Genomic DNA, 304 nt, shown 5'->3' with positions numbered 1-304 from the left:
TCCTGCTCGACCGTCAGCCGGCCCTTGTCGTCGTAGGACTTGAAGTGCTCCGCGCCGTCCGGATCAATCCGCTGTACCAGCCGTGCGCGCGAGTCATGGACATAGACTTCCCGGCTGCCATCGGCGTTGTGCACGGTGACGCTGCCGTTGTCGCCCCAGACGTACCGCGTGTCCGTCTGCGCAAAGCTGGCCCAATGCCGGACACAGCGCGCCGCCTTGCCAGACCGTTCCCACTCCCAGAAGAAACTCGCCCCACCGGCCAGTGCTCGCTCGAGAATGACGTGCTGATCGTCGTAGCGGTAAT

The 304-nt window shown here is 64.5% G+C and carries 1 protein-coding gene; it reads right to left on the bottom strand.

The features are described from left to right. Positions 1–304: hypothetical protein (locus GIR22_RS26070; RefSeq protein ID WP_178122475.1), on the bottom strand; the 304-nt coding region annotated here is incomplete at both ends.

Source organism: Pseudomonas karstica, from assembly GCF_009707515.1.
Taxonomy (GTDB): Bacteria; Pseudomonadota; Gammaproteobacteria; order Pseudomonadales; family Pseudomonadaceae; genus Aquipseudomonas; species Aquipseudomonas karstica.
The sequence above is the reverse complement of the archived record's forward strand: the minus strand, read 5'-3'. Positions and strand labels throughout refer to the sequence as shown.